At 62.4% G+C, this 24,717-nt stretch carries 22 protein-coding genes; 9 read left to right on the plus strand and 13 right to left on the minus strand.

Annotation, left to right across the window (positions count from 1 at the left end):
* Nucleotides 1-87: 87 nt before the first annotated feature.
* A complete protein-coding gene (locus AADW18_RS16305; RefSeq protein ID WP_337344450.1) occupies nucleotides 88-567 on the plus strand; it encodes an Mpo1-like protein in 480 nt (159 codons plus the stop codon).
* 24 nt (nucleotides 568-591) lie between these two features.
* Here the strand turns inward: AADW18_RS16305 and AADW18_RS16310 are convergent, their stop codons facing one another.
* The 4 genes from AADW18_RS16310 to AADW18_RS16325 all read right to left on the minus strand — a co-directional run bounded on the left by AADW18_RS16310 (nucleotide 592) and on the right by AADW18_RS16325 (nucleotide 4,372).
* Nucleotides 592-1,461 (minus strand): NAD-dependent epimerase/dehydratase family protein, encoded by an 870-nt coding sequence (locus AADW18_RS16310; protein WP_337344451.1) that lies wholly within the window; start codon nucleotides 1,459-1,461, stop codon nucleotides 592-594.
* A 1-nt stretch (nucleotide 1,462) separates the two neighbouring features.
* A complete protein-coding gene (gene nhaA / locus AADW18_RS16315) occupies nucleotides 1,463-2,665 on the minus strand; it encodes a Na+/H+ antiporter NhaA (protein WP_337344452.1) in 1,203 nt (400 codons plus the stop codon).
* Between the two features lie 63 nt (nucleotides 2,666-2,728).
* Nucleotides 2,729-3,679: a calcium/sodium antiporter gene (locus AADW18_RS16320; protein ID WP_337344453.1), complete on the minus strand. Its 951-nt coding sequence runs from the start codon at nucleotides 3,677-3,679 to the stop codon at nucleotides 2,729-2,731.
* 81 nt (nucleotides 3,680-3,760) lie between these two features.
* On the minus strand, nucleotides 3,761-4,372 hold the full coding sequence (locus AADW18_RS16325; protein WP_337344454.1) for a lectin: 612 nt from the start codon (nucleotides 4,370-4,372) through the stop codon (nucleotides 3,761-3,763).
* 256 nt (nucleotides 4,373-4,628) lie between these two features.
* Between AADW18_RS16325 and AADW18_RS16330 the strand changes: the two genes are divergently transcribed.
* The gene (locus AADW18_RS16330) at nucleotides 4,629-5,180 is read left to right on the plus strand and encodes a hypothetical protein (RefSeq protein WP_337344455.1); all 552 of its coding nucleotides are present in this window, start codon (nucleotides 4,629-4,631) and stop codon (nucleotides 5,178-5,180) included.
* Between the two features lie 21 nt (nucleotides 5,181-5,201).
* Here the strand turns inward: AADW18_RS16330 and hmgA are convergent, their stop codons facing one another.
* From hmgA to hppD, 3 genes are all read right to left on the minus strand, one after another.
* A complete protein-coding gene (gene hmgA, locus AADW18_RS16335) occupies nucleotides 5,202-6,503 on the minus strand; it encodes a homogentisate 1,2-dioxygenase (RefSeq protein ID WP_337344556.1) in 1,302 nt (433 codons plus the stop codon).
* A 25-nt stretch (nucleotides 6,504-6,528) separates the two neighbouring features.
* A complete protein-coding gene (locus tag AADW18_RS16340; RefSeq protein ID WP_346842733.1) occupies nucleotides 6,529-6,927 on the minus strand; it encodes an endonuclease domain-containing protein in 399 nt (132 codons plus the stop codon).
* 137 nt (nucleotides 6,928-7,064) lie between these two features.
* The gene (gene hppD / locus AADW18_RS16345; protein ID WP_337344457.1) at nucleotides 7,065-8,159 is read right to left on the minus strand and encodes a 4-hydroxyphenylpyruvate dioxygenase; all 1,095 of its coding nucleotides are present in this window, start codon (nucleotides 8,157-8,159) and stop codon (nucleotides 7,065-7,067) included.
* A 105-nt stretch (nucleotides 8,160-8,264) separates the two neighbouring features.
* Between hppD and AADW18_RS16350 the strand changes: the two genes are divergently transcribed.
* Entirely contained in the window at nucleotides 8,265-8,759 is a 495-nt protein-coding gene (locus AADW18_RS16350; RefSeq protein WP_337344458.1) for a MarR family transcriptional regulator, read from the plus strand.
* 317 nt (nucleotides 8,760-9,076) lie between these two features.
* Here the strand turns inward: AADW18_RS16350 and AADW18_RS16355 are convergent, their stop codons facing one another.
* Both AADW18_RS16355 and AADW18_RS16360 read right to left on the minus strand, forming a co-directional pair.
* Nucleotides 9,077-10,579 (minus strand): oligopeptide:H+ symporter, encoded by a 1,503-nt coding sequence (locus AADW18_RS16355; protein WP_337344459.1) that lies wholly within the window; start codon nucleotides 10,577-10,579, stop codon nucleotides 9,077-9,079.
* A 186-nt stretch (nucleotides 10,580-10,765) separates the two neighbouring features.
* Nucleotides 10,766-11,644, minus strand: coding sequence for a tryptophan 2,3-dioxygenase family protein (locus AADW18_RS16360; protein ID WP_337344460.1), 879 nt, complete (start codon nucleotides 11,642-11,644; stop codon nucleotides 10,766-10,768).
* Nucleotides 11,645-11,872: 228 nt separating this feature from the next.
* Between AADW18_RS16360 and AADW18_RS16365 the strand changes: the two genes are divergently transcribed.
* From AADW18_RS16365 to AADW18_RS16390, 6 genes are all read left to right on the plus strand, one after another.
* Nucleotides 11,873-15,115 carry a lamin tail domain-containing protein gene (locus tag AADW18_RS16365; RefSeq protein ID WP_337344461.1) on the plus strand — a complete coding sequence of 1,081 codons (3,243 nt, stop codon included), beginning with the start codon at nucleotides 11,873-11,875 and terminating at the stop codon, nucleotides 15,113-15,115.
* A gap of 326 nt (nucleotides 15,116-15,441) precedes the next feature.
* The gene (pdhA, locus tag AADW18_RS16370; RefSeq protein WP_337344462.1) at nucleotides 15,442-16,518 is read left to right on the plus strand and encodes a pyruvate dehydrogenase (acetyl-transferring) E1 component subunit alpha; all 1,077 of its coding nucleotides are present in this window, start codon (nucleotides 15,442-15,444) and stop codon (nucleotides 16,516-16,518) included.
* Between the two features lie 8 nt (nucleotides 16,519-16,526).
* On the plus strand, nucleotides 16,527-17,567 hold the full coding sequence (locus tag AADW18_RS16375; protein WP_346842734.1) for an alpha-ketoacid dehydrogenase subunit beta: 1,041 nt from the start codon (nucleotides 16,527-16,529) through the stop codon (nucleotides 17,565-17,567).
* The gene (locus AADW18_RS16380) at nucleotides 17,567-17,935 is read left to right on the plus strand and encodes an SH3 domain-containing protein (protein WP_337344464.1); all 369 of its coding nucleotides are present in this window, start codon (nucleotides 17,567-17,569) and stop codon (nucleotides 17,933-17,935) included. The genes AADW18_RS16375 and AADW18_RS16380 overlap by 1 nt, the downstream gene beginning before the upstream one ends.
* A complete protein-coding gene (locus AADW18_RS16385) occupies nucleotides 17,932-19,347 on the plus strand; it encodes a dihydrolipoamide acetyltransferase family protein (RefSeq protein WP_337344465.1) in 1,416 nt (471 codons plus the stop codon). The genes AADW18_RS16380 and AADW18_RS16385 overlap by 4 nt, the downstream gene beginning before the upstream one ends.
* Before the next feature lie 213 nt (nucleotides 19,348-19,560).
* Complete coding sequence (locus tag AADW18_RS16390) at nucleotides 19,561-19,947, plus strand: VOC family protein (RefSeq protein ID WP_337344466.1); 387 nt, start codon at nucleotides 19,561-19,563, stop codon at nucleotides 19,945-19,947.
* A gap of 146 nt (nucleotides 19,948-20,093) precedes the next feature.
* On the opposite strand, the gene AADW18_RS16395 is transcribed toward AADW18_RS16390, so the two are convergent.
* The 4 genes from AADW18_RS16395 to AADW18_RS16410 form a co-directional block, all read right to left on the minus strand.
* A complete protein-coding gene (locus tag AADW18_RS16395; protein WP_337344467.1) occupies nucleotides 20,094-21,743 on the minus strand; it encodes a M28 family metallopeptidase in 1,650 nt (549 codons plus the stop codon).
* 198 nt (nucleotides 21,744-21,941) lie between these two features.
* Complete coding sequence (locus tag AADW18_RS16400; RefSeq protein WP_337344468.1) at nucleotides 21,942-22,871, minus strand: MBL fold metallo-hydrolase; 930 nt, start codon at nucleotides 22,869-22,871, stop codon at nucleotides 21,942-21,944.
* A 163-nt stretch (nucleotides 22,872-23,034) separates the two neighbouring features.
* Nucleotides 23,035-23,334: a hypothetical protein gene (locus AADW18_RS16405; protein WP_337344469.1), complete on the minus strand. Its 300-nt coding sequence runs from the start codon at nucleotides 23,332-23,334 to the stop codon at nucleotides 23,035-23,037.
* On the minus strand, nucleotides 23,334-24,629 hold the full coding sequence (locus AADW18_RS16410) for a tryptophan--tRNA ligase (RefSeq protein WP_337344470.1): 1,296 nt from the start codon (nucleotides 24,627-24,629) through the stop codon (nucleotides 23,334-23,336). The genes AADW18_RS16405 and AADW18_RS16410 overlap by 1 nt, the downstream gene beginning before the upstream one ends.
* Nucleotides 24,630-24,717 lie beyond the last annotated feature (88 nt).

Genomic DNA, 24,717 nt, shown 5'->3' on the forward strand with positions numbered 1-24,717 from the left:
GCCGCCCGGGTGACGGCCGGCTCAGCGCTGACTTCCAGGCTGCGCTATGCTCCATACCCTAGCGAACTGAATCCTCGGGAGGGATGAATGAACGCAACGACCAAACGCCCGGTGGACCGGTGGTTCGCCAGTTATTCCGGCGACCACCAGAACGACACCAATCAGCTGATTCACGTCTTCGCGGTACCGGCGATTCTTTGGACGGTCATCGCGCTGCTTTGGTGCATCCCGGTGTTCGGCACCTGGGTGAAGTCCGGCGCTTGGGCGGCGATGGCCATGTTCGGCGCATGGATGTTCTACTTCAAACTCTCGCCGCAGCTTGGCTTCGGCATGTTGGCGATCTTCGTCAGCATGGCCTGGGCGACTCGCTGGCTGGAAGCAGCGCTTGGATTGCAGAACCTGTTCTGGCTGGCGGTGGCGGTATTCGTGATTGCCTGGATCGCGCAATTCATCGGCCACAAGATCGAGGGCAAGAAGCCCAGCTTCCTGACCGACTTGACCTATCTGCTGATCGGCCCGGCGTGGGTACTGAGCAAGCTGTATCGCAAACTGGGCTGGCGTTACTGAGGGCAACACACCCGTCGGAGCACTCTAGGCGCGCGCCTGCAATCCCAGCGCCGCGGGATCTGGCTGAAATGGCCGCGGCGAATAGCCGAAATCATCCCTGGCCGGTGTCGCGTCGAACACCATGTCTTCGCGCATGCGCATCACCGCCGCATCGCTCAGACCCTGCATTCGCCCGCTTCGCCGAGCCGCCCATAACAGAGTTCGGAACAACGGCGACGGCACCTCGATCAATCGTGCCGGCGGTTGCAACGCGCCCAGCGTGCGTTTCACCATCTGGCGATAAGGCAGCGTCTCGCCACCAGGCAACGCGTAGTGGCGCCCGTAGGTGGCGGGCCGATCGATCACTGCCAACGCCGCGTCGGCCAGATCAACCACATGCACCGGCTGCCGCAACCCGGCAGCACCCGAAGGCAGCACGAAGAAGCCGGTGCGTTGGGCCATCGACGCGATCCGCGTGAGCGTCTTGTCGTGTCCGCCGCCGTAGATCAATGTGGGGCGAAGCAACGTGGCATGCGCACCGCGCGCCGCGGCATGCCGGAACACCTCGGCTTCGGCGGCTTCCAATCGCGCCGCCAGATCGCGCTCGTAATCGTCGACGGACGCCTGCTTGGTTTCCAGACTGGTCGAGCCGAACGCCACGACGCGCGGCGAACTCACCTGCTCCTGTGCATACCATTGCGCGAACCTGTCCAAAGGTCCCAGGCTGAAAATCGCATCGACACGATCGGGCAGCGCCATCGCCCGCCCGAATTCGCCGTCCAGCCAATGCAGCCCCGGTTGCGATTCGTGCGATGAGCGCGATACCGCATGGACCTGCCAGCCGGCTTGTAGCAGATGGGCCAACAGCGGCAAACCAATCTGGCCGCTGCCTCCAAAGACCAGTGCGCTGCGCATCTCAGACAGGAAGGAGCTTGAGCGTGGCCCGCAGCCACAACCAGCCAAGAATGGCGGACACCAGTGAGCCACAAAGCACGCCCAGCACAGCGGCGTCGACCAGATGATTACCCGCTGATGCAAATGCCAGATTGGTAATGAAAAGACTCATGGTGAAACCGACGCCGCACAGCATTCCCAAACCCACCATCGTCTTGAAATCCATGCCAGCAGGATATTTGGTCAGACCCATGGAAGAAGTAATCACGGCCGTGGCGACGATGCCGATCGGCTTGCCCAGCACCAGGCCGAGACCTATGCCCAGCGGAACCGGCGCCAGCACATCACTCATGCTGAGATCGCCAAGCGACAATCCGGCGTTGGTGAAGGCGAACAGTGGCAGCACCAGATATGCCACCCACGGATGCAGCGAATGCTCCAGGGTTTCCAGCGGCGATGCGGCTTTTTCGTCGCGCCCCTTCAGCGGAATAAGCAAGCCGGTCACCACGCCCGCCAGGGTGGCGTGCACGCCGGATTTCAAGATGAAATACCAGACGACCGCGCCCAGCAACAGATAAGGCCAGAGTCGCTTCACTCCACGCCAATTGAGCAGCAGCATCAGTCCCGCACCGGCGGCGGCCCAGACGAGCATGCCAATCGCCAGCTCGTGCGTATAGAAGATGGCAATGATCAGAATGGCGACGAGATCGTCCACGACCGCTATCGTGGACAGCAGCAGTTTCATGCCCAGCGGGACGCGTGGCCCTAACAGTGCAAGGATGCCCAGGGCAAACGCGATATCCGTGGCGGTGGGAATGGCCCAGCCACGCATCGCAATGGCTTCACCATGATTGACCGCCCAGAACAGCACCGCCGGCACCATGACGCCACCGAGCGCACACAGCATCGGCAACATCATCTGGTCGCGACTGGATAACTGGCCACTCAGGGCTTCGCGCTTGATCTCCAGCGCCACCAGCAGGAAGAACACTGCCATCAGGAGATCGTTGATCCAGAACTCTGCGGGTTCGTCCATTCGGAATGCGCCGACGGCGAAGCCTACAGGCAAATGCAGGAAAGCTTCATACATATTGCTGGCCGGTGAGTTGGCCAGAATCATCGCCAAGGCGGCAGCCAGCATCAGCACAATGCCGCCTGCCGATTGCAGGCGGAAGAACTCGGTCAGCAGGCTCAGTGCGCGCGCGATAGGGTTGGGTCTGCTCATTGGCAGGATTCTAACAGCCCACTTCGGTCCGCCCTGGCAGCCCGAGTCCTCCGTGATTTTGCATCAGGCAATCAGCAAAGCTTCCAGTACAACCCAACCCAGGAACGCTACGAACAGAATGGCGCCCTCGCCTCGGCTGACACGCAGGTCACCGCGCAGCATCGGGTACAGCATCAGTGAAAGCACGATGGCGATCGGCAGTTCCAGCTGCACGAACGACTCGGGCAACGGCAGCGGCCGAAACGCTGCCATGCCACCTACCACCACCAACAAATTGAACAGGCTGGAGCCAATGACGTGTCCGGCAACCATGTCGCCTTGACCACGCTTGGCCGCGGCGATGGCGGCGGCGAGTTCCGGCAGCGCGGTACCCACGGCAACCGGCAGCAGACCAACCAATAACGGAGAGATGCCCCAGCTCGCGCCGATCACGGGCGCACTCTGCACCACGTACTTCGCACCGAAGTAAAGCAGCGCTGCCGCCACCACGAAACGCAGCAAATTCATCCACAAGACCGGACGCGTGGCGGCATAGGCGATCACGCCCGCACGGACGCTCTCGTTCTCGCGCGCGCTGCGCGCCAGTATGAAAATCAACATCGCGACAAAGCCAAGCAGCAGCACGGCCCCTTCGATTCGCCCGATCACGCCGTCCAGACCGAAGACAATCACGGCCAGCGTGGCCACTGTCAGCAACACCAGCAACGGCGATAGCAATCGCATTCTGATCAGCAATGGCGCCACCATCGCCGCGACCCCAAGCGTCAGGCCGAGATTGACGATATTGCTACCTATCGCGTTGCCCAATGCGAGATCTTGCGCACCTACCGCAACGGCGTGCGCGTTGACGGCCAGCTCAGGCAGCGAAGTACCAAAGGCGATCAGCAGCAGACCCGCCACAAAGGGGGAAACGCCAAGGCGCTGTGCCAACCCCGATGCACCCTTGACGATGGAGTCGCCGCCCAATGCCAGCAGCACCAGTCCCAGCACGAAAAAGCCCCATGCTTCCGTCATAGCCGCTACTCCCCGCCTTTGGAATCAAGCGATTCTATGCCTTGGCGCCAGCCAGCGGCCAGCGCCAGGACAACCCTTGGGTCAGGAGCAACCTTCCACATAGTTCGCTTGCGGCAACAGCCCGACGCGCCAGCGAGTGACGTTGCCGCTGGCGTCGGTTTCGAACACCAGCTTGCTGGGTGCTTCAGCGTCCGCATCCACCGAGAGATACTGGCCACCTTCCACATACTTATGCGGCATGGATTGCAACGCATCGCCATAGAGCTGCTTCAGCTCTTCGGCGGTCATGCCGACCTTGCCGCCGCCAGGAGCCGCCTCTGCGGTAGTGCCTACGTCGTAGCGGACAAACTTGCCTTCTTCCATCATGAAGGCCAGATCGGAAGGCTGCTTGGCCCAGGTCGGATACAGATAGTGGCAGGTGGTGCCCTCAGTGGGCGCACCTTTCAACTCGCCACCCCATCCGGTTTTGGCCTCGTCGATGGTACTGCCCAGCCGCATCTCGCCATAGCCCAGGAAAGTGGCTTGACCGAACGCCGTGGGCGGCGAAGGCTCCACGCCGGGAGCCGGTGTCTGCGCCGTCGGCGCCGGGACAGGGGCATCGGTCGATTCCGGAGCCGGTGTTTCCGGCTTGCACGCGGTCGACAGGACGACGGCAAGCACAGCCATGGCGGCCAGGGACGGTATCGACTTCATAGAGCTACTCCACGGGGAAAGCAGGCAGCCTACTGCTTATTGGTTAACTCGTCGCGAACAATCATGTGAGTCAACGGCCCCGGAACGCGGCCGTGGCACCCGTGGGCAGGCCTGCGCTTGCCTCCCGCTGTCGGCGAGCCCGCCCCCCACCAATGCGCCGCCGCCGGGTACCGTCACTCGTGAGCTGTCATGAGCGCTTCATCGCCAGCGCCTAGGCTGCCCGCGCCGCTCACGCCCGTACCCCGCCATCGCCCACATGCTTCCACGCAAGACCGATCTTGCCCGCACCGCCCTGCAATCGCATGCCGGGCCATTAAGCATGCGCGAACGCCGCGCGCTGATCCTGTGCGACGGTCAGCGGGATTTGGCCGCCCTGACCGGGCTGCTGGGACAGGACGCTCCCGCATTGATCCGCAAATTGTCCGACACCGGCTACTTGGTCGACGCCGCTCCGGCGCCTATCGCAACAGCGTCGCCGGTTGCCCCCGCCGTTACTACTGCTCAGCCAGCGCTCCGGACTTCCGGCGCACGCCGCTCAATGGTAGCCGCCAAGCTCTACATGCTGGATATGCTGGCGCTACAACGTCATGACGCGGCGATCCGCCACAAGGCCGATTTGCAGGCCTGCCACGAACCCGAGGAAACCCTCGTCCAGTTGCTCGCATCGCTCCGCTGCCTGCAAGACACTTCCGCTGCTTCACTCGCCCGGCGCGTGCGCGAGCGCTTGGCCGAAGTGCTGCCAGAAGACTGTCTACCCGCTTTGGAAAGCATGGATTTATCGGCTTCGACTTCTGCCACCGCACAGTAACCACGGATGCGTGCGGGCCGATTATTCCGTCGGCATCACGAAGTGCTTCTTCAAGCCCGCCCAGCACGCCTGATAGTCGCGCTGGCGATGCGGCGCGTCGATCGCCTGTCGGGCAGGACGGATCACCGCACGCGTCTCGAACATGAAAGCCATGGTGTCTCGGATGACATCGGGTTTCGAGAGGTCCGCTTGGCTGGCTTTCTCGAAAGTCGCTGCGTCCGGCCCATGCCCGGTCATGCAATTGTGTAGTGAAGCGCCGCCCGGCGCGAAGCCTTCGGCCTTGGCGTCATATGCACCATGCACCAATCCCATGAACTCGCTGGCGACGTTACGATGGAACCACGGCGGCCGAAACGTATCCTGTGCCACCAGCCAGCGTGGCGGAAAGATCACGAAGTCCAGGTTGGCTGTTCCCGGCGTGTCGCTGGGCGACGTCAACACGGTGAAGATGGAAGGATCGGGGTGATCGAAGCTGATCGATCCGATCGCGTTGAATCGACGCAGATCGTAACGATATGGCGCGTAGTTGCCGTGCCAGCCCACGACATCCAGTGGCGAATGACCGATGACGGCACGCCACAGGTGTCCCTGGAACTTGGCGACCAGTTCGAAATCGCCTTCGATATCTTCGTACGCCGCGTGCGGTGTTTCGAAGTCGCGGGAATTGGCCAACCCATTCGCACCCATCGGGCCCAGGTCCGGCAGCCGCAGCAACCCACCGAAGTTTTCGCACACATAACCGCGCGATGCGCCGTCCGGCAACTCGACGCGAAAACGGATACCGCGTGGGATCACCGCGATCTGCTGCGGCTCGATCTCGATTACTCCCAATTCTGTCGCGATGATCAGCCGGCCCTGCTGCGGCACGATCAGCAGTTCGCCGTCGGCGTCGTAGAAGAACCGCCCCTGCATCGAACGATTGGCGGCATACAAGTGGATGCCTACGCCATGCTGCGCTTCGGCCGAACCATTGCCTGCCATGGTGTACAGGCCGTCCACGAAATCGGTGGGGGCATCAGGAAGAGGCAATGGATTCCAGCGCAGCTGATCCGGCGACACTGGCGCGCTGCTGAAATCGTTATGAAATCGCGGCTGTACAAACGGCTCGAACGACGAATGCATCGCCGCGGGACGGATGCGGTAAAGCCAGCTGCGCCGATTCTCGCGGCGCGGCGCGGTAAACGCGGTGCCGGAAAGTTGTTCCGCATACAAACCATGCGCGACCCGCTGCGGCGAATTGCGCCCGACCGGCAGCGTGCCTGGAACGGCTTCGGTGGCGAACTCGTTGCCGAAGCCGGATTGGTAGGTGGTATTAGTGGTCATGCTGGACATGGGCTTTGCCTTCGCTTTAAAGCCCCTCTCCCTGCGGGAGAGGGATTGGGGTGAGGGGCGAAGCTGAGGCGGCGTTGAAGATCGCCTCCACCACCGCTTCTGTCTGCGTCAGTACTTCATTGTTCCAGAACCGCAGAACCACAAACCCTTTGGCCTGCAGATAGCGAGTGCGTACCCTATCGCTTTCCTCAGTATGTTGCGAGCCGTCCAGTTCGACTATAAGTTTTGCGGACGAGCAGAAAAAATCGACGATGCAAGGCGGAATCGCGTGCTGCCTTCTGAACTTCAATCCATCGAGTTGCCTGCCCCGCAGGTAACTCCATAACTTTCGTTCCGCATCAGTCGAGCTGACGCGCAATTCGCGCGCGCGCTCAAGAGCGGTGGTAGCCATAGGTGGCCTGTAAGGATCTGCCATTCTTCTGCCCCTCACCCCAACCCCCGCTCCGCGCCCCTGCCCACGCTAGCAGCGTGGGCGCTCCAGCGCACACGCGCCAGTGGCGCGTAACCCGTGCGCTGTCGCCCCACTGGGAGAGGGCCAACATCATGCGCCGCTCAGAGCACCCCGCGCTTCATCTGGTCGCGTTCGATGCTTTCGAACAGCGCCTGGAAGTTGCCTTCGCCAAATCCTTCGTTGCCCTTGCGCTGGATGATCTCGAAGAAGATCGGGCCGATGGCGTTCTGGGTGAATATCTGCAGCAGCTTGCGCTGGTGTGTTTCCGGATCCGCGTCGATCAGGATCTTGTTCCTGGCCAGGCGCGCGACGTCTTCGCCATGGTTCGGCACGCGTTGGTCGATCACTTCGAAATAGGCATCGGGCGTATCCAGGAACGCCACGCCTTGCGCACGCATCGCCTCGACCGTTTCGTAGATATCGTCGGTGAAGCAGGCGATGTGCTGGATGCCTTCGCCCTTGTAGGCGTCCAGGTATTCGTTGATCTGCGACTTGGGATCCGACGATTCGTTGAGCGGAATGCGTACGATGCCGTCCGGCGCGGTCATCGCCTTCGATAGCAGACCGGTCTTCGCGCCCTTGATGTCGAAGTAGCGGATCTCGCGGAAGTTGAACAAACGCTCGTAGTAGTCCGACCACTTGTCCATGTTGCCGAAATACAGGTTGTGGGTCAGGTGATCGATAAAGGTCAGGCCGAAACCTTTCGGATGCTGCTCGGCGCCGGGGATCGGCAGGTAGTCGGTGTCGTAGATGCTGCCGGCATCACCGTAGCGATCCACCAGGTACAGCATGCAGTCGCCGATGCCTTTCACCACGGGCGCGGGCACGGCTCGCGTCTCCGCCTTGTCACCCACCGCCTCGCCGCCGTTGGCGATGACCTTCGCGATTACTTCATCGGCGGGCTTCTTGAAGCGGATCGCAAAGCCGCAGGCGCTGGGGCCATGCGCTTTGGCGAAATCCGCGGCGAAGGAATGCGGGTCTTCGTTGACCAGGAAGTTCACGCCGCCCTGGCGGTACACAGTGATCGGGCGCACCTTGTGGCGCATCACCGCGGTGAAGCCTAAACGGCGGAAGTAATCGTGCAATGCTTCGCTCTGGTCGGCAGGAGCGGCAAATTCCACGAATTCGAAGCCGTCGATTCCCATCGGGTTCTCGAAGGTCGTCACCTGCATGCCGAGGTTGGGTTGTGCGTTCATGGGGCGCCTCGCTAGGCTTGCGTCGTATCTGCCGCCTTTATAGTTTCACATGTAACTAATAGCAAGCTGCAGTGCAAAAAAACCCTCTTCTATCGACCCGCGCCCATGACCGACCCTTCGCAAGCCGCTCCCCAGGACCACCCCACCGAGCACGCCGTTCTGGAGCTGGAAAACTTCCTGCCCTATCGGCTCAGCGTGTTGTCCAACCGACTCAGCCAGACCATCGCCCTGCTTTATGAGCGCCGCTTTGGCCTGGCGATCACCGAGTGGCGGATCATGGCGGTGCTGGGGCGCTACAAGGATCTTTCGGCCGGGGAAGTGGCCGAGCGCACCGCGATGGACAAGGTGGCGGTCAGCCGCGCCGTGGCCAAGCTGCTGGAACGCGGGCTGATCGAGCGGGACACCCACGGAAACGATCGGCGGCGTTCGGTGCTGACATTGTCGGAGGTGGGTTACTCGGTTTACGACGAGATCGTGCCGATGGCATTGGGCTGCGAACGCCTGCTGCTGGAGCAGCTAAGTGCGGAAGACCGGGTGCAGTTGGATAGCTTGATCAAGAAGCTGACGGAAGGCGTGGTCAAGCTGGCGGAGTCGCATTGAGCGGTGCGTCCTCGAAAGTCGATAGCTGCAAGCTTGAACAAAGAAAAGGCGGCCAGTGGCCGCCTTTTCTTTTGACGTCATGACCAGCCATTCGGCTGTTGAAAAGCGCTTCCGGCGAAGACCGGGACCCAGCGACTGTAGCTCGGTGGCTCTCAGTCGCTGGTCCCTGTGCGGGGATGACGTACCGGCGAAGGCTAAAGACGCTGGACCCCGGCCTGCGCCGGGGTGACGTACCGGCAAAGGCTAAAGACGCTGGACCCCGGCCTGCGCCGGGGTGACGTACCGGCAAAGGCGTGCCTGCGGCACGCGCCGGTACGTCACTTAACGCCATGCATCAGTTTCTGTACCAGCGGTGCGATCAGGAACAGCAGCACGCCCGGGATCACTAGCGCCCAGAAGCCGAATGTGTAGCCGCTCAATGCCGACTGCACGTTCATGCCTTCCTCGCCGCTGACGTGGCTGGCGAAGATGCCCGACAGGTTGTTGCCGATCGCGGTGGACAGGAACCAGCCGCCCATGCCGAAGCCGACCAGGCGCACCGGCGCGAGCTTGGTCACCATCGACAGGCCGATCGGCGACAAGCAGAGTTCGCCGACCGACTGGACGACGTAGACCATGAACAACGTCCAGAACGGGATTTTCAGCGTCTCCGGATCGACCAGGCTGGACAGCGCGAACATCAGCAGCAGGAAGGCGAGGCCATTGAAGATGAGACCGAGGCTGAATTTGCGCGGGATCGATGGGTTATTGCGTCCCATCTTCACCCAAAGCCAAGCCAGCACCGGTGCCAGCGTGATGATCGCCAGCGAGTTCACCGACTGGAACCAGCCGACCGGGAATATCCATCCGCCGACATCGCGGTCGACGATGTTCTGGGCAAGGAAGTTGAACGAACTGCCTGCCTGTTCGAAGAAGCACCAGAACAACACGTTGAACACGAAGATGATCAGCATCGCGATGGCCATGTCGCGCCTCACCGCACCGTCCTTGAAACCTTCTTTCAAGATCAGCACGCACAGGCCGACGAACAACACGCTCAAGGTCCACTGCAATGCGCCGGCGCCGATCGATAGCAGGAAATAGATCACCGGGATGGCGATGACGGCGCAGATCGCTGTCGCCAGTACACGGCCCTTGCCCTCGGCGCCCTCCGGCGGCCGGCCGATGCCTTGCAGTTGCCTGCGGCCGAACCAGAACCACACCAGGCTGATCAGCATGCCAATGCCCGAAACAAGGAACACCACCTTGTAAGCGGGCATGTTCGGTGTTCCACCCATCACGCGTTCGGCGAGCAGGCCGGTCAGCCATGGCGCGATCATCGCGCCCAGGTTGATGCCCATATAGAAAAGAGTGAAACCCGAGTCGCGGCGTTCGTCGCCCACGGAATACAACTTGCCGACCATCGCCGAGATGTTCGGCTTGAACAGGCCGTTGCCGGCGATCACCGTGGCAAGACCCAGCCTGAAGAGTTGCTCGTTGGGCAACATGATCAGGAACAGGCCGGTGGACATGATCACGGCGCCGAGCAGGATGGAACGCTGGTAACCGATCACGCGATCGGCGACATAGCCTCCGAAAAGCGCCGCCGCGTAGACCAGCGCCAAGTAGGCGCCGTACAGCCGGCTGGCGGGCGCCTCGCCAGCGCTGTCGCCTCCGTAGAACTGGGCAACGATGTACAGGGCCAGCGCCCAACGCATGCCGTAGAACGCGAAGCGTTCCCAGAATTCGGTCATGAACAGCATCCACAATGGGCGCGGATGGCCCATGGTCTGCTTGAACTCCGGCAGCGCCGGGATTTGCGTGTCGACGGCACCGCTCATGCGGTTTCCCCCTTAATACGTTCAGATTAGTGACAGGCCGCGCCAGGACGCGGAATCGGGGGAGGATCACCGAGACGCGTAGTTCGCGTCAAATGCCTGTCATGAACGGCCAGATACGGCAAAGCCGGCGGCACCATGGCCACCGATATTGATTTTTCAGGGGAAACTACCGCGCTGCCGCGCGTCTCAATATGCCTGCGACGCAGTTGAGCCGCCGTCGATGGTCGTGCGCACTTCGAACAGCTCCGGGAAGAACGTCAGTTCCAGCGCTTTCTTCAGGAACCCCACGCCGCTGGAACCACCGGTGCCACGTTTGTAGCCGATGATTCTCAATACCGTGCGCATATGCCGGAAACGCCAGAGCTGGAACTGGGTTTCCAGGTCCACCAAGTCTTCGCACAACGAATACTCGCGCCAGTAGCGATCGGTATCTTCATAGATCGCACTGAATACCGGCAGCAACGCCGCGTCGGACAGATGCGGCTGGCTCCAGTCGCGTTCCAGGTGCGCAGCGGGAACCGCATGGCCGAACCGCGCCAGGTAGCGCAGGAATTCGTCGTACAAGCTCGGCGCACGCAGGACTGCTTCGAGACCTGCCTGCGCTTCCGCGTCATACGCGAACACTTTGAGCATGGCCGGGTTCTTGTTGCCCAGCAGGAATTCGATGGTGCGGTACTGCAACGACTGGAACCCCGATGACGGGCCCAGCAAGTCGCGGAACCCCATGTATTCGGAAGGCGTCAGGGTTTCCAGCACCGACCATTGTTCGGTCAGTTGGCGCAACACTTGTTTGCTGCGCGCCAGCACCTTGCGGCACTGCCAGACCTGGTCCCGCTGCAGGTGCGCGATGGCCGAGCTCAGTTCATGGATCATCAGCTTCATCCACAGCTCCGAAACCTGGTGCTGCACGATGAACAGGAGTTCGTCGTGATGCGCCGGATCGGAGACCGGATGCTGCGCTGACAATAGCTGGTCCAAGCGCAGGTAACCGCTGTAGGTCATGCGCCCGGCAAGGTCAGTGTGGATGCCTTCTTCCAGCGGACGTTCGTTCTTTTCTACGGTCATTTACGCTTTTTTTTGGTTGCTGGTGCGCCAGCCGGGCACAGAGGGTACTCCATCGCGGGTCGGCACACCGCCAACCGGGACCGAATGCCAGCAAAAACCGGCACTTGGACATGTCATGTCATGCCGCTGCAATGCCCGGCCGACATCCTTGATGCACAATGCGTCGGCCGGTGGCGGGGGTTTGCCATCGTGTGTGCGGCGTCCACATCCATGAGGGGAGTCTGCTGTATGGAAATGTCCCGGGGCCGCATCGCGGCCGTGTTGTTTTCGCTGTCTTCCATCTTTGCCGCCGCCTCGGCGCAGGCGCAGGTGGTGATCAGCCAGGTCTACGGCGGTGGCGGCAATTCCGGCGCCACGTTCAAGAACGACTTCATTGAGCTGCGCAACAACGGTGCCGCCGCGGTCAGCCTGGATGGCTGGAGCGTGCAGTACGCGTCGGCCACCGGCAGCACCTGGCAGCGCACCAACTTGAGCGGAAGCATCGCGCCGGGCGGTTACTACCTGATCCAGCAGGCGCAGGGCGCCGGCGGCACGGTCGACCTGCCCACGCCGGATGCCATCGGCACCCTGGCCCTATCCGGCACCAACGGCAAGGTCGCGCTAACCAATAACGCTGTCACGCTGTCGGGCACCTGCCCGATCAGCGATGCCGTCGTGGTCGACCTGGTCGGCTTCGGCAGCACCGCGAACTGTTTTGAAGGCGCCGCGCCCACCGCGACGCTCAGCAACTCCACCGCCGCCCTGCGCAACGGCGCCGGCAGCGTGGACAGCAATAACAACAATGCCGACTTCACCGCCGGCACTCCAGATCCGCGCAACAGTGGCGCCGAGCCGCCGGAACCGCCGGAGCCGGCCATTCCGCTGACCATCGCGCAGATCCAGGGCAGCGGTCTGGCTTCGCCGCATGCGACCAAGCTGGTCGTCACCGAAGGCATCGTCACTGCGCTGAAGTTCAACAGTGGTTTCTTCCTGCAAAGCGCGAACGACGATGGCAATCCGGCAACGTCGGAAGGCATCTTCGTCTTCACCAGCAGCGCGCCGCCCGCCACCGCCGCAGTCGGCAACCGGGTGCGGATCACCGGTACCGTCACCGAGTTCACTCCGTCTACAGCGCCCAACCAGCTGAGCATCACCGAGATCGTCACGCCCACGGTGGAATTGCTGCAAGCCGGCAATGCCCTGCCCGCGGCGGTCGAGCTGACCCAGGCCGATCTGGGTCCCGACGCGCTGCCCGGCACGCTGGAGCGGCTGGAAGGCATGCGCGTCAGCCTGGCGCAGTCCGTGGTCGTGGCGCCGTCCGGCGGCAGCATCGATGAAAACGACGCCACCGCTTCCACCGACGGCGTTTTCCACGTGACGCTGCCAGAAGTGGCACGTCCTTTCCGCGAACCCGGCATCGGCATCCTGGATGTCATCGCCATTCCCGCCGGCAAGAACCCGCCCCGCTTCGACACCAATCAGGAACGCTTGATGGTGCGCAGCCGCGGCCAGGTCGGCGCATTGCCGATCTCGGTGGACACCGGCGCCAATGTCGCCGGCCTGCTGGGCGTGCTGGATTACTTCAGCGGCACTTGGGCGTTGTTGCCCGACACCACCACGCCGCCTTCGGTCAGCGGCGGCATGCTACCCAGCGCGGTCAACGACGCGCGCTACGACGAAGTCACCGTCGGCAGTTTCAACCTGCTGCGTCTGTTTGATGAAATCAACGACAGCAACGGCGCCGTCACGTTGACGCCGGAAGCCATGAACAAGCGCCTGGACAAGGCGTCGATCGCGATCTGCCAATACCTGAAGACACCGGACATCCTGGGCGTGGTGGAAGTGGAGAACCTGCGCATCCTGCAACTGCTTTCCGAACGCATCGATGCCACCTGCGCCAGCAAGCCTGGCTACGTGCCCTACTTGCAGCCGGGTAATGACATCGGCGGCATCAACGTCGGCTTCCTGGTCAGCTCGCGCACCGCCGCCGATGGCGTCGCGCGGGTCGAGGTGCTGGACGTCGCCCAGTTCGGCAAAGGCACATTGATGACCAACCCGGACGGCAGCACCAGTCTGCTGAACGATCGTCCGCCGCTGCGCCTGCGTGCTCGCGTGAATCAGGATGCCGCGGGCAGCTACCCAGTGACGGTCATCGTCAACCACCTGCGTTCGCTCAATGACATCGACGATATGACGCCCGGCAGCAGTGGCTGGGCCACCGGCGGCGAACGCGTGCGCGCCAAGCGTGGCGCACAGGCCGCCTATCTTGCTGGCCTGGTGCAACAGATGCAGGTGATGGACCCGAGCGAGAAGATCGTGCTGGTCGGCGATTTCAATGCGTTCGAATTCAACGACGGCTATGTCGACGTGATGGGCGTGCTGAGGGGCGAGGAAGCCCCGGCCGACCAAGTGTTGACGTACGTGGACAGTCCGCTGACCACGCCACTGATCGACGGTTCGCAGCTGATCGCCGACCCGGCGCAGCGTTACTCGTACGTGTTCGCTGGCAACGCGCAAACGCTGGACCACGTGCTGGTCAACGAAGCCCTGCTGATGGGCGCGGATGTTCGCATCGATCACCCACGCATCAACGCGGACTTCGGCGTCGACAACTTCGGCGACAGCAGCATCGCGGTGCGTTCGTCCGATCACGATCCGGTGCGCGTCAGCATTCGCGTCCCGACCTTCGCCCGCGCCGACCTCTCGGTTACCGCGACAGCGGACCGCAGCACTGCCAACGTAGGCGACACCGTGCGTTACACCGCCAACGTTCGCAATGCCGGACCGGGCGCAGCGAACGCCACCGCCGTGGCGTTCGTGTTCGCCGCACAGCTGTCGCCCACACTGACGAGCATCCCCGCTGGCTGGAGCTGCGCTGCTCCGGTCCAGGATGCCGGCAACACGCGCGTGATCTGCACCACCGGTTCGCTGGCAGCGAACGACGAAGCAGCCTTCGCCATCGAAGCGATTGCTCCGGCAGAACGCGCCGGCACCAACCTGGGATTGGGTGTGTCCGCCAGCTCGCCGGTCCTCGACACCGCCAATGCAGACAACACGGCGGCAGTGTCGGTGGCAATAGCCGCTCTGCCTCAAGCCTCGGCCGACATGTCGGTACGTCTGCTCGGTAGTGCGCTGCCACTGCGTCGCGGCACTGTCGCCACCTTCCTGATGCCGGTACGCAACGCTGGCCCGGACAAGGCCGAGGCGGTCAAGGTGTTGGTGCAGAGCAATGTCGCGGCCAGCTACGCCGCCGTCGCCGCCCCGCGTGGTTGGTCGTGCACTCGCATGCAGGACACCCCCACCGGCTCCAGCGCGCAATGCACGCGCAGCGGCGAGATGGATAGCAGCACGCAGACGTTGGCGTTCGCCATCGTCGTGCCGGGCAAGCCCAAGCACGGCACCACCTTGCAGTTCACCGCCCAGGTAAGCGCAAGCACGCCGGACCCGAACAGCAATAACAACCAGGCGAGCCTGAATATCGGTATCCGCTGACCGTTCTGCTTCATAAGCAGATCCGGAAAGGGCGCGGCGATGGCCGCGCCCTTTCTTTTTGCGGCGAACAGCTGCTTTTTTGCTGCAAAGCAATATCACCGCCCTGCTTGCCGAAGCATGTCGCCACTAACGCTGCACCGCGTTCATCCGCGGTGTTGACACCGCCAGACAGGCTGACACCGCAAGCGCTTGGTCGCGGCGCACGACAAAAAAACAGCGCCTTTCAGCACCAAAGTTGTTGCAGCGCACGAAAGCGTATCGGCTGCGGTTCTTTAACATGGACGGCTTAACATTCGCCGCAAGACCTACAAGAGCGACATCCAGCGATGACCATCGCCGCAAAATTTGAAATCGAATATCTGCAATACCTCGGCCCGGACGGCACGCTTGTCAGGGACGATCTTCCGGAGGCCGGACGCGATACCGCACGGTTGTTGGAACTGTTCAAACAGATGTTGTTCGTGCGCACCTTCGACACCAAGGCCATCGCACTGCAACGCACAGGCAAGCTGGGCACGTACGCATCCTGCCTGGGCCATGAAGCCACCCATATCGGCATCGGCGCTTCGATGCGCCCGGAAGACGTGTTCGCCCCCAGCTATCGCGAATACGGCGCGCAATTCATGCGCGGCGTCAAACCGCGCGACGTGCTGATGTACTGGGGCGGCGATGAGCGTGGCAACGACTATGAAGTGCCGCGCCGCGACTTTGCCTGGAGTGTGCCGATCTCCACGCAATGCCTGCACGCCGCCGGCGCCGCGCTCGCGTTCAAGCTGCGCAAGCAGCCGCATATCGCGGTGAGTACTTGTGGAGACGGTGGTTCCTCGAAGACGGACTTCTATGCCGCGCTGAATTCCGCTGGCGCCTACGAGCTGCCGTTGGTGTTGTGCGTGATCAACAACGGCTGGGCGATCTCGGTGCCGCGCTCGGCGCAAACCGGCGCGCAGACGCTCGCGCAGAAAGGCTTGGCCGGCGGATTGCATTGCTTGCAAGTCGACGGCAACGACCTGATCGCCGTACTGGAAGCCATGCGCCGCGCCAGCGAGCGTGCGCGCAAAGGCCAAGGCGGCACCGTGCTGGAATTCGTCACTTATCGGCTGTCCGACCACACCACCGCCGACGACGCCCGCCGCTACCGCGACGATGCCGAAGTGAAAGCCGCCTGGCAACGCGATCCGGTCCCGCGTTTGCGCACCTGGTTGACCGCCAAGGGACTTTGGAGCGAAGACCAGGAAGCAAAGTGGAAAGAGGAATGCTCCGCTGCGGTCGACACCGAAGTGAATGCCTACCTCAACACGCCGGTGCAGCCGGTCGAGGCGATGTTCGATTATCTGTATGCGGATCCGCCACCCGAACTGCTGGCCCAGCGTGCCGCCGCCATTGCCGCGGAGGGTCGCCGATGAGCACCGTGATGAAACCCGAGAAAACCACCGCAGCACCTTCCGTAGCAGCCGCCAACACTGCTGCCACGCCAACCGCCATCACCTTGATCGAGGCCATCACCCAGGCGCTGGCGTGGGAGATCGCGCACGATGATTCCGTGCTGGTGCTGGGCGAAGACGTGGGCGTGAACGGCGGCGTGTTCCGCGCCACCGCAGGACTTCAGCAGCGCTTTGGTTCCGACCGCGTGCTGGATACACCATTGGATGAAACTACCATCGCCGGACTTACCGTCGGCTTGGCCGCGCAAGGCATGAAGCCCGTGGCCGAAGCGCAGTTCGACGGCTTCGTCTATCCGATGGTCGACCACATCATCTGCCACGCCGCGCGCATGCGTTATCGCACGCGTGGGCGGCTGCACTGCCCGATGGTGTTGCGCGTGCCGTGGGGTGGCGGCATTCGCGCGCCGGAACATCACAGCGAAGCCAACGAATCCATCTTCACCAACGTGCCCGGCCTGCGCGTGGTCATGCCTTCCTCGCCGCAACGCGCCTATGGCCTGTTGCTGGCCGCGATCCGCGACCAGGATCCGGTGATCTACATGGAGCCCAAGCGCATCTACCGCCAGTACAAGGAAGTGGTGGCCGATGATGGCGAAGCGCTGCCGCTGGACGTATGTTTCGTGCTGCGCGACGGCACCGATGTGACCCTGGTGACCTGGGGCGCGCAGGTAAAAGAAACGCTGGAAGCCGCGGAAAAACTGGCGGGCGAAGGCATCAGCGCCGAAGTCATCGACGTGGCCACGTTGAAGCCGCTGGATTTCGACACCATCGCCGAATCGGTCAGCAAGACCGGCCGCTGCGTCATCGTGCATGAGGCGCCGCGTACGGCGGGCTTCGGCGCGGAAATCGCGGCGCGCTTGGCCGAGCATTCCATGTACGACCTGCTGGCACCGGTCGAACGCGTCACCGGCTACGACACGCATATCCCGCTGTTCCGTCTGGAGATGAAGTACCTGCCCAGCGTGGAGAAGATCGTCGCCGCGGCCAAGCGCGCGCTGGCCGCAGGCTGATGCGGCGGGCACGGGTCATCAGGGCGCACCGCGCGCCGGATCGCCCAGCCATCCGCATCGCGCCTGGCGATATCGTGACGCTGGGCGACCGCGACGTGGAGTGGCCGCATTTCGTCTGGGCAACCTTGGCCAGCGGATTGGGGGGCTGGATTCCGGCATCGATGTTCGATACAGAGCACGGCCCAGCAACGGCGATAGATGATTACGACACGCGCGAACTGGATGCGGAAACGGGCGAGATCCTGACCCTGCACCATGAAACGGCGGATTGGTGGTGGGCTGAGAATGTACTCGGCCAGGCTGGCTGGATCCCCGCGCGCAGTTTGGAACCTTTCGAAGAAAAGCTTGCAGAAGAGAACAACGCATGAGCGACAGCAAAACTTTCAACCTTCCGGATCTGGGCGAAGGCCTGCCCGACGCGACCATCGTGGAATGGTTCGTCAAGGAAGGCGATGTGATCCGGTTGGACGAACCGCTGGTATCGATGGAAACCGCCAAGGCGGTAGTGGAAGTGCCGTCACCGGTGTCCGGCAAGGTGTTGAAACTGGCAGGCAATGCGGGTGATGTAGTCGTCACCGGCCACATGCTGGCCGAGTTCGAACCCGACCCCCACCTGCCGCAGCGCGCGGAAGGCCAGGACACCGGCCACCACCATGGCGCGGGCACACCGGCGGCCGGCGCGGCAGGCAAGGCGGTCGCCAGCGACGAAGGCGGTCAGTTGCCGGTGCAGCCCGCGCCGTCCGAAGCGCAGGGCGGCAGCGACGGCGGCGAGCGCGATGACGCGGGCACTGTCGTCGGCGCCATGCAGTCGTCGAATACGGTGCATCAGGAGCAGGCTTCCTCGGTCGGCGGCGTCAAAGCAATGCCGGCCGTGCGTGCGATGGCGAAGAAACTCGGCGTGGATCTTAGCCGGGTGCGCGCCACCGGCAGCGACGGCGTGGTCACGATGGCCGACGTCAAACAAGCGGCAGCAGAGGGTTCTGCGAAGATTGGAACACCTCTCCCGCGTGCAACACAGGCGCGCCTGCCCAGCGCAGCGAATGAGAGCTTGCCTCCTTCTACGGCACGGGGACCGAACGACCGCACTACCCTCTCCGCTTCAGGCAAGCCCATGCGCACGCAGCCGCCGGGGGTCTCTGTCAGCGGCCAGCCGGAACAGCTAAAAGGCGTTCGCCGCAATATGGCGCGGGTGATGGCCGACGCTCACGCCAAGGTCGTGCCGACCACGCTGAGCGACGATGCCGATGTCCACGCATGGCAGCCGGGCAACGATGTCACCGTGCGATTGATCCGTGCCATCGTCCGTGCTTGCCAGGCCGTGCCGGCGATGAATGCCTGGTTCGACGGCGAAAAGCTCAGCCGCACATTGCACCCGCAGGTCGACGTCGGCATCGCCGTGGACACCGATGACGGTTTGTTCGTGCCCGCGTTGCGCAACGCCGACATCCTGGATGCGCACGGCGTCCGTGAGGGCGTCAATCGCCTGCGCACACAGGTGCAGGACCGCAGCATCCCGGCTTCGGAATTGACCGGCTATACGATCTCGCTGTCGAATTTCGGCATGTTCGCCGGCCGCTACGCCACGCCGGTCGTGGTACCGCCGTGCGTGGCAATCGTCGCCGCCGGCCGTGCACGCCACCAGGTCACTCCGGTGATGGGCGGTTTCGAATCGCACAAGATCATTCCTTTGTCGGTGACCTTCGATCACCGCGCCTGCACGGGCGGCGAGGCGGCGCGTTTCCTGAAAGTACTGATCGACGACTTGGCATTGCCGCAGTGACGTAGGGCGGGTCTCTACCCGCCATTACCATCTTTCGGCCGTATCGATAACGATCGAAATGACGGGCAGGAGCCGACCGAAGGATCCTTGGCTTTTTGCTTCCGCATAACGTTGCGGCCGTAAGATTTTGTTCTCGAACCATCGCTTCGATGATGGCCATCGGTGATGGAAAAATGGCAATGGCGGGCCAGGCCCGCCCTATGGAGAAATCGCATGACTCATCGCAGCCGCCTTGCGGGTTTCATCATCGACAGCCAGACCGATGACCTGCCTGCCGCTTCCGCTTTCTGGAGCCAGGCGCTGGGGCTGAAAGTCGTCAGCGCCGATGACGGCGGATTGGGCATCTACGACAAGTTCGAGGAAGGTCCCGGCGGACTGCACATCGAGGTACAGAAGGTGTCGCACCCCTCGCGCGTGCACCTGGACATCGAAGCTGATGACATCGAAGCCGAAGCGGCACGCCTGGAGAAACTGGGTGCAAAGCGCATCGAATGCGTGCGTGGCCGCTGGTGGGTGATGGAAGCGCCGACCGGTCATCGCTTCTGTATCGTGCCGATGGATGAAGATAGTTCGCGTGGGGAAGCGAATACTTGGAAGTAGGCGCTGTTCTTTTGTGGGAGCGATGCAAGTCGCGACCGGAAGGCTGCAGAACCCTGTACGGCTAACTGTCGCGCATCAGTTGAAGCGCACCGGTTCTTCGTTTTTCCGGTCGCGACTTGCATCGCTCCCACAAGGAAGCAGTTAGCTTACTTCCGCGCCGCCTCGCTCTTATCCCGCACTGCTTTGAATTCCGAACCTTCCTGCCATCGAGGCCAGGCGGCGCTGTTGGCGATACCGTGGCCCAGGTCGTAAAGCAGCGTCACATCCTGCGCCTGCCCGCTGGCGTCCCAGCTCTTGTTCCAAGCATCACAGGGCTGGTGATAGCACTTGGCGAAATACGCTTCGCGCAGCGCCTTGCCGCTTTCCACGCCACCTTCAATACGGTCCAGGCCCGCACCCACCGTAATCGCTGGAACGCCCGCTCGCGCGAACGCAAAATGATCGGCGCGGTAGAAGAAACCGGCCTCCAAATTGGGATCAGGCGAATAGGTACGCCCACGTGCTTGCGCCACACGCTCCAGATCGCCCTCCAATGAAACCCGGCCTTTGCCCCACGACGCGATATCGCGCGTGGGACCATCCGGGCTCAGCATCTCGATATTGATCACCGCCGCCGTGGTCTCCAGCGGCACCAGCGGTTGCGCGGCGAAATAAGTCGCACCCTGCAGACCCTTTTCTTCCGCGGTCAACGCAACGAACAGCAGCGAACGCTGCGGACGCGGGCCGGCGGCGTAAACGCGCGCCAACTCCAGCACTGCCGCTACCCCGGTGGCATTGTCCACCGCGCCATGGCGAATGCGGTCACCGTCGGCATCCGGCTCACCTACACCGAACGCATCCCAATGCGCCGAATAGATCACCGTTTCCTCGGGACGCTGCGTGCCGACCAGCTTGCCGATGACATTGCGACTAACCACTTGGTCGCGTTTGATGGCAAACGCAGCCGATAGTGTCGCGTCAGCGAGCGCTACCGGTTTGAACTCTGCCTGCTGCGCCTTCTTCTTCTCCGCTTCGAAGTCCAGTCCCGCGCGCTTGAACAGCGACACCGCAAGGTCACGCTGCATCCATCCACGCAGCAGGGTGTGATAACGGGCGGCATCGGTGCGCGGAATATCGAACAGCGGCGACAAGCCCGAACTCTTCACCGTCGCCCAGCCATAAGCCGCGGGCGCCGTTTCATGCACGATCAGCACACCGGTAGCGCCGCGTCGTGCGAGCTCTTCGTATTTATAGGTCCAGCGACCGTAATACGTTACCGCCTTTCCCTCGAACGCACCGGGCTTCGGCGTTTCGAAGTCCGGATCGTTGATCAGCACGACTGCGATTTTTCCGGTCAGATCGGTGCCTTTGTAATCGTCCCAACCGCGTTCCGGTGCCTCGATGCCGTAGCCGACAAAAACCAGCGGCGCATTTTCGACCTGCACGCGCTCCACCGGATTCAGGCTTTGCAGCACAAGATCTTCGCCATTGGTCAGTTTCTGTTGGCGTCCTGCCACACTCAGCGTCGCCTCCACCGATCCATCCACTTGCGCGCGCACCAACGGTACCGCTTGCGTCCAGCCGCCTTTTTCTCCGCCGGGTTGCACTCCGGCTTTCCGGAACTCTTCGGTGAGATAAGCAATGGTCTTGTCCTCGCCCGGCGTGGCCGGTGCACGGCCTTCGAACTCTTCAGACGCCAGGATGCGAACGTGACGGGATAGGTTGTCTGCGCTGATGCCAACGCCGGGGAGTTCCGCCGCGTGCGTGGAGAGCACGAATAGGGACAGCAAGGCCAAGCCGAAGGCGGTTTTTTTCATGTGGTGGTACTCCGATCAAATCACCGGGAAGTGTAAAGCGATCAACCATGCGCCGCACTCCCTGTAGGAGCGCCGTCTCGGCGCGAACTCGTTCTGTCGGATTGCGATAGAAGCAAAGAGCTCTTCAACAGCAAAGCTGGTCAAAGCTCACGCCGAGACGGCGCTCCTACCGACAAAGTCCGTCCCTACAAGGAGAGACTAACGCCGATCCCGATCCAACCAGCTCGCCAATCCCTGCGCATTGAGCTCGATGTCCATGGCCAATACTCGCGCTACGCCAGCATCATCCAGCAGGCAGCCATGCTTGCGTGCTCGGTCTTGATAAAGCGAGGTCAGCGCGGCGGTCATGCACTGGTGTCTGTTGTCACCGCCATCGCAGTCGCGTGCAATGGTGGTCATGCTATCGATCTGTTCGTACAGATCGCCCGCCAGTTTCTCGACATCCTCGATACGCCCGTAGTGGGTCAGGTACATACCTTCAGGCGAATAGGACAATAGCCGCGCGATGGAACTCTTCAGCGCCTCCGGCTCGAATTGCACCGGCGTGCTGGTCGGCACCACGAACGCGCCCTGATCGCTATCCAGTTCGCGATAGGACAGGCCAAAGGTGTCGCCGGTGAACCAACAGCGGCTGCGTCCGTCCCATACGCACAGGTGGTGTTTGGCGTGCCCTGGCGTATCGATGCAGAGCAGCTCGCGGCCTGCCAGGTCAATGCGATGACCGTCTTCGGCTAGGACTACACGCCCCTCCGGCACCGGCAGAATCCGTCCATAACTGCGTGCCATCTCCTCTTCGCCGTAAACCGCGGTGGCGCCTGCGATGAGTTTTGCCGGATCGATCATGTGCGGCGCACCGCGTGGATGAACCACCAATCGCGCATTCGGCAACTGCGTCATCAAGGCGCCCGCACCGCCGGCGTGGTCGAGATGCACATGCGTCACCACCAGCCAATCGACCTCGACGGGCGATAGGCGGGCGTCCTTCAGGGCGCCCAACAGGCGCGGTACCGAATACGACGTGCCGCAATCGATGAAGGCACCGCGGCCGTTCTCGACGATCAAATAAGCCGCATCGAAATGATCACGCTGAAACGCGGTGTCGACGGTGTGTATGCCGTGATCGTTCATGTGTCTATGGTGATCGGCGATGAAACTAGATTCTACAGATCGCTTGGCACGAACCACTAGCTAGCACGGCCAAATGCCGCCTTGTGGGAGCGACGCAAGTCGCAACCGGAGACCTGTCCGGTCGCGACTTGCGTCGCTCCCACAAGGTGGCATTCGTAGCCGTTCACTTCCGCGCCAACCACCACGTACGCAGCGGCACCGCCATTGTCAGCACGGCGAGAAACGCCCCATACGCAACTAGCGTTGCCACTACCTGCTTCCAGATGGCGCCGGCTCCGACATCCGCCGCGCCTAGCGCGTAACCCCATTGCATACCGAGGAAACTCAGCACAAAGGCGATGACCAGCGTCGCGGCGTCAAAGCCTTTGCGCGCCGCGTTGCGTGGCTGGCGCGGGAACAGCCAGAACAGCGTTCCCAACAGCAGGAACCACGGCAGAAACAGAATGATGGCCAGGTAAGGCATCAGGCCTCCGCTTCGCGAATACGCTGCAACGCTGCCAGCACATCATCGGCTGGCACCAGCAACGTGATGTCTGGCGTTTCCATGCCATCGGCGCGCTCGACCTGCTTCAGCACCGCGATTAACTGACCCGCATCTTTTGGTGAATCGAAACCGTTGCTCTGGATCAACAATTCGCCCTGACCGTCTAGCAGCTTGAAATAGAAACGGCCGTCTTTCTCGCGATATTGCTTGAACTGCGGCAGCGCTGCCTTTTCCGCTGCCTTGTCACGCACCACGGCCGGCTGCCTCGAAAGATCGCGCAGCCCTACCGCGTGCCGCAGCTCGGTCATGAACGGTGTGGCGTACTTGGCGCGCAAACGCTGAGCGCCGTCACGCAGGATGGCTTCGATCTCCACGGGTCGGGCGATCAATGACTCGTATTTCTCGCGCAGTGGCGCCACTTCGGCATCGATGCGCTCGAATAGCTGTTGCTTGGCATCGCCCCAGCCGATCCCCTCGGCAAAGGCTTGCCGCATGCGCTGCGTTTCCTCTGACGACGCGAACGCCTGATACAGCTGGAACACATGCGAGCCTTCCGGCTCCTTGGGCTCGCCCGGCGTTCTGGAGTCGGTGACAATGGAAGCGATGAGTTTCTTCAACTCGCCGCGTGGCGCGAACAACGGGATGGTGTTGTCGTAGCTCTTGCTCATCTTGCGTCCGTCCAGCCCGGGCAGCGTGGCAACGCTCTCCTCGATGACTGCCTCAGGCAGCACGAAATGATCCTGACCGAACAGATGGTTGAAGCGCTGGCCGAAATCGCGCGCCATCTCGATGTGCTGGATCTGGTCGCGGCCAACGGGCACTTTGGCCGCCTTGAACATCAGGATATCGGCTGCCATCAGCACCGGATACATGAATAATCCGGCGGTGATTCCCGCGTCTTCGTCCTCGCCGTCGGCGCGGTTCTTGTCCACGGCCGCTTTGTAGGCGTGAGCGCGGTTAAGGATGCCCTTGCCTGCCACGCAGGTCAGCAGCCAGGTGAGTTCGGGAATTTCGGGAATATCGCTCTGCCGGTAGAACCACACCTTGTCCGGTTCCAGCCCGCAAGCCAGCCAGGTGGCAGCGATCTCCAGCGTGGAGCGCTGTACGCGCGACGGCTCCTGCACCTTGATCAGGGCGTGATAGTCGGCCAGAAAGTAGAAGCTTTCCACACCGGCGGTGTGGCTGGCCGCGACGGCCGGGCGAATAGCCCCCACATAGTTGCCCAGATGCGGAGTGCCGGAGGTGGTGATGCCTGTAAGAACGCGGGTGGTCATTATCTGATCGGAAGAGACTGAACCCGGCAAGTTTAACCGCTGCGGCGGCCAACCCCGTTCCGGACCACGGCGCGTTCTTCCTGCTGTC

The sequence above is a fragment of the Pseudoxanthomonas sp. CCNWLY206-1 genome (genome assembly GCF_039710385.1).
In the GTDB taxonomy this organism is placed as follows: domain Bacteria; phylum Pseudomonadota; class Gammaproteobacteria; order Xanthomonadales; family Xanthomonadaceae; genus Pseudoxanthomonas_A.